Source organism: Pseudomonas sp. HY13-MNA-CIBAN-0226 (assembly GCF_040310305.1).
Classification (GTDB): Bacteria; Pseudomonadota; Gammaproteobacteria; order Pseudomonadales; family Pseudomonadaceae; genus Aquipseudomonas; species Aquipseudomonas gregormendelii.
In genome coordinates this window covers 1-243 of record NZ_JBEOPS010000547.1, presented here as the reverse complement: position 1 = coordinate 243, position 243 = coordinate 1, and the positions used below count along the sequence as shown (strand labels likewise).

Here is a 243-nt window from a genome sequence, read left to right as displayed (position 1 = left end):
GTACTAAGTTGTAATTCTGGCATGCCATAATGCTGAGCCATATCCATTTGCATGGCAAGCGCAGGCACTGTTTGCGCGCTCTTTAAGTCTTTGGTATGACAAAGCAGTGCATCTGCTAGTCCTGCGCCAAATTTTTCTACAGAATCTAATAAAATTTGTGCACCTTTTGGGGTAAGTAAATAAGCTGCCGCTCCTGACTTATCTATAAATAACTCATGCAGAGAAATATCATCAGATATATTA

At 39.9% G+C, this 243-nt stretch carries 1 protein-coding gene; it reads right to left on the bottom strand.

Annotated features, from left to right (window positions below; translation table 11 throughout):
- Positions 1 to 243, bottom strand: a 243-nt coding sequence (locus tag AAEZ05_RS29845) for a glycosyltransferase family 25 protein (RefSeq protein ID WP_350650256.1), incomplete at both ends; no start/stop codon positions are given.